3 protein-coding genes and 1 pseudogene are annotated in these 4,494 nt (G+C 62.8%); all 4 read right to left on the bottom strand.

Annotated elements, in window-relative coordinates; all coding sequences use genetic code 11:
- Positions 1-504: 504 nt before the first annotated feature.
- Entirely contained in the window at positions 505-2,391 is a 1,887-nt protein-coding gene (locus ACLP25_RS30880; protein WP_442472910.1) for an adenylate/guanylate cyclase domain-containing protein, read from the bottom strand.
- Positions 2,392-2,507: 116 nt separating this feature from the next.
- Positions 2,508-2,771 carry a hypothetical protein gene (locus tag ACLP25_RS30875; protein ID WP_442472909.1) on the bottom strand — a complete coding sequence of 88 codons (264 nt, stop codon included), beginning with the start codon at positions 2,769-2,771 and terminating at the stop codon, positions 2,508-2,510.
- A 647-nt stretch (positions 2,772-3,418) separates the two neighbouring features.
- Positions 3,419-4,225 (bottom strand): lipase family protein, encoded by an 807-nt coding sequence (locus tag ACLP25_RS30870; RefSeq protein WP_442472908.1) that lies wholly within the window; start codon positions 4,223-4,225, stop codon positions 3,419-3,421.
- Positions 4,226-4,354: 129 nt separating this feature from the next.
- A pseudogene (locus ACLP25_RS30865) lies at positions 4,355-4,494 on the bottom strand (IS5/IS1182 family transposase); the annotation flags it as partial.

Below are 4,494 nucleotides of genomic sequence, written 5' to 3'. Positions count from 1 at the left end.
CGCTGGAGAGCTCGAATTCGACCTGGCCCAAGCGCAGGCGGGCAATCCGTTCGTGCTCCTCGGCCGCGTCGTCGTGGAGCGCGCATATTTCGTCAAGCGTCATGTCGGTGATTCACCCTGCTCCGCGCAGCCTGAGCAGAATCGTGGCTCCGGGCCGCGCTGTTTGACCTAATTGATTGCCCAAGTGCAAGGCCTGGCCCCCGGCCCGCATGCTTGCGGGCGAGCAGCCGGTAGCCGTCGTGTTTGACTTCGTGCACCCACTCAGGGCTCGAACGCATCAGCTCGACCCGACGCGTAACTTTCGTCCCAAGCAATTGAACGTCGCGAATCGACGTATTACGGTCCTAACAGACCATAGCCTTGGACGCCTCAATTGGGCGGAAAGCGACCCTACATGGGTCGCCTCGGCGAGGACCGGAGTCCGGGCGAAATTCGTCGGTCCTTTCCGAGCGCGAAATGGGCTTCACCGCCCGAAGCCGACGCCCGATCTTCCGCGAACGGGTTTCATTCTTCCGGCAACCCCGCCTTGCGGAGACCGTCAATAATGGCCGGCGTAACCGTGAACTCTTTCATCAATTTGACGGTGATCGCGGGATTAAGGCGGCGCGCTTCGGCCAAGGCGGCTTGCGCCTCGTCCATCTTGCCGGAGAGGGCGTATGCCGCCGCCAGGTCCGTGTAGACGAAGAACCCTCGCTGGCCCAAGTCGATCGCCTTACGAAATTCAGCGATCGCCGCGTCGAAATGGCCAAGACCAATCTCGGAGTCGCCTAAGAAATCGCGAAAGAGAGCGCCGCTTGGGTCGCGCGGGCTCAAGCGAAGCGCTCTTTCAATATCCGATTTCGCCTCCTCGAATCGGCCCAAAAACTTTTCCGCGTGGACGCGGGGGATATAGAGCAGGACGTAGTTCGGATTGACGGCCAGCCCGGCCTCGGCTGCGCCGAGAGCCTCGCCGGAGCGTCCCGAAAGGTTGAGATACTGCGCCTTTACAAAGTATGCCCGGACATTGCTGGGATCGAGCCCGATGGCCCGATTGGTTTCCTCCAGCACCTTGACTTCGTAGTTCGTTCCTGGGTCGCCCCATTTATAAATGTAGTCGAGAAGATAGGTCATCGCGTTTCCGGCCAAGGCGTCGGCGTCGTTGGAGTCGATCGCAAGCGCGCGCTCGAACAAGGGACGCGCCTGGTCGTTCGTGTCGCGACGTTCTTTCTGGGGTTGCTGCATGCCGCGCAAAATTAGTTCCCAGCCGCGCATTGTCAGGTCGATTGCGTCCGGATTGTTGGAGCGCGCGCCCTTCTCGGCTTCGACCTCGGTCAAGACGAAGTTCAGGCTGTCGGCCAATCGCGTGACGACTTCGTCCTGCAGCTTGAAGAGGTCGGCCACGTTCTCTTCAAACCGGTCGGCCCAAAGATGCGCGCCGGATTCGGCGTCGATCAGCTGCGCGTTGACGCGCACATGGGCTCCGTTGCGCTGAACCGAGCCTTCGAGCACATAGCGGACGCCGAGCTCTTTGCCGATCCCCTTCGCGTCGATGTTTCTGCCCCTGTAGGTGAAGGCAGTGTTGCGGGCGATGACGAAGCTGCCCTTGATGCGCGAAAGTTCGGTCGTGAGGTTCTCGGTGACGCCGTCGGCAAAATAGTCCTGCGCGGGATCGCCGGAAAGGTTGGTGAACGGCAGCACGACCATCGAGAGATGGGCGGGCTGCGCTGGCTTCATGCTTCGGCCAGCGAGGAGTAACCAGCCGCCGGCGGCCGTCAGGAGCAGAAGTGCGACGACGGCGGCGGCGAGCGGGGCGTCAGTCAGACGCGCCCTAGGCGCTGGCGCCTTTGTTCGATCGGGTGGCGAGGGCGATAGTTTCGCCTCCGCAGGCTGACCAACTTCCAGCAAATAGACGCGCACCGGCTCGGCTATGTTCTTGAGCTGCGTCGGACCGAGATCGCTGACCTTGATATCGAGCCGCTGTTTTACCTGCCGATAGGCGTCTTCTGAGAGACAAACCGAACCGGGCTTCGCGACGCCCTCCAATCGCGCGGCGATATTGACGCCGTCGCCCATCAGGTCGCCGTCGCTCTCCTCGACGACGTCGCCCAGATGGACGCCAATGCGAAACTCAATGCGGCGTTCGGCCGGCAGACCGGCGTTGCGCTCGATCATGCCGCGTTGCACTTCAATGGCGCAGCGCACCGCGTCCACCACACTGCGGAACTCCACAATGGCCCCATCGCCAGTACGCTTAACGACGCGGCCGCGGTGTACGGCGATTATGGGGTCTATTAGATCGCTGCGCAGCGTCCTAAGCCGCGCCAGGGCAAGCTCTTCATCTGCCCCGGTGAGCCGGCTGTAACCGACCACGTCTGAGACGAGGATCGCCGCTATTTTCCGGGTCTCGCTCATCGCGCTCCCTGGCTGACGGCACGCTAGCACAAAACGCGGGGGTCCTGCTTAATGCAAATTTAGGAACGACCGCTTTTGGGGGCCTTCCTTCCGGGAATGTGCGCCATGTGTCGAATTTAGCCGTTCGCCATGCCCTCCGCGAAAGCCCGTTTCTTGCGCAGAGCGGTCTTCCACTGCTGCGTTCTCGGCGCAGGATGACCTGACGGTGTGGTCGATCTGGCCAGACATCGAGACGGGGATGATCGGCGCAGCAGCGCCAACGCCGCGGTCGGCGTGTCGACGGAAGTGTCGCGCACGAAGCCGAATAATCCCTCGTCGTCGCCGTTGTGCAGGCCGTCGAGGATGACCTGCTTCAGCTCCTCCGTGAACTTGTTCCGCACGCCCTTGGGTCGGCCAGGGCCGGGGCGCGGGTTCTCCTTGGTGAAGGACGTCGCGTTCCGTTTTGACCCTTGCCGCTTTTTTTGCCGTTTCGGGTACGCCGCGGGGCATAAGAGCCTCAGTGCCCCGGGCCCCGAAAATCGAGGGGCTTCCGGGCAGCCTCGTCTATCTCCTCGGGCGTGAGCAGGACAACCGTCTTCGTGGCGACGGCACCGGTCCGATGCCCGCGAGCACGGCCGCGGCGACCGTCACGTTGTCCGGCAGATCGACTGGATGCTTGTATTCATAGTATTATGAGAGAGAAACGCACTATCTGGCGGAGAACGGTGAGATTAAACGGTGCGCCAATGCGACGCGCTTCATTGGAATTTACGCATTTCGTCCAAATATACCTGTATCTGAAAGGGCTGATCGATGAAGATCGTCGAGCAGAAATTGGATATTTTTATAAAAGCGGCGCAACCGATGAAACCATACTAAAAGGCGTTAGAGGGCCGAACTTAGGCGAGTGCCCGTAGCTTGGGGCGTACCGGCGCGAAGCCGCGTTGTCGGGCTGTCGTGCGAGCGCACGGAGCCGCTATTCGACGCGGCCGTTGTTAGCGAGAGCGCGGGTCGCCGGCTGGAGCGCCTCCAATGTCGCGCCTCCCGGCTATACGTGCCCGCCTTTCGCCCTCGCCGAGGCGTCAACCAGCCGCACGACGTCGTCTCTGGCTCCTCCGAGGGCCTCGGCCGCCGTCGCGATTGCGAGAGTCAGCTCGCGGTTGAGGCTGAAGGCCGGCGGTCCCACGATGCAGCGCCAGGAAGCAGCGTCCTGGGCACTCGCGCGAGCTTTGGTGTCCGCGTAGTCGATCATCGCGCAATAGCAAATCACGTTGTGGTCGCAGACGATGTCAAACCGCACCTCCGCCTGGGCGGCTGATGGAAGGATGATCTCGGCGCTGGCCAGCGTCGAATATTGAAACGCGGGCGGCGCGTCGAGCGGCACGTAGGGCACGACGTCGAGGATGTAGTTGAGGAGCCGGCACGTCGTCACCGTGGCTGCGTAGGCCGTCGTCCAGGCGAGGTCGCCGGTGCGCGGAGAGGCGAACAGGCAGGCGCTCGCGTTTGCGCCCACGAGCTTTGCGACGTCGAAGCTGAGATAGGTGGCGACCGCGGATCCGAGGCTATGCCCGCAGATGGTCACGGTCGCCGCCCCCACCGCGCTCGCGATTCCATCGGCGGCCTTGACGCCGATCTGCGCACCGTCGAGGCCGACCAGTGTCATGGTATCGTAGACGCTCCAGAAGCCCTCCTCGACTTTCGCCCCGGGCGACGACGGGGCATCGCGCAGAAAGAAATCGGCGTCGATCACCCACTCGGCGAAGCCGTTCGTCCCGCGAACCGCGGCGGCGTAGCGTGTCGGGTCAGCGTGATTGCGTGCGAGATATCCATAGAAGACCAGCTCGCCGAGCTGCACCGTGTTTGCGGCACCGACCGGTAAGTTCGACGCGTCGGGCAGGATCGAATCGCGCGCGATGAGATGGCCGACGATGGGCGTTGGTGCACAACCTGAGATCGGGGGGCAGCGGTGGCCCTCCCGGAGGTTTCAGGCAAGCCTTTGAGAGACGGGCATGCCGAGAGCGGTCATGCGGTTGAGCACCTTGCAGCCGACCCTGGCCTCGACCTTTTGTGCGGGCAGAGTCCGGGCGCGGAGCGTTCGGCCGATGATGGTCTTGTAGCGCAGCA

Source organism: Roseiarcus sp. (assembly GCF_052145395.1).
Lineage (GTDB): Bacteria > Pseudomonadota > Alphaproteobacteria > Rhizobiales > Beijerinckiaceae > Roseiarcus.
The sequence above is the reverse complement of the archived record's forward strand: the minus strand, read 5'-3'. Positions and strand labels throughout refer to the sequence as shown.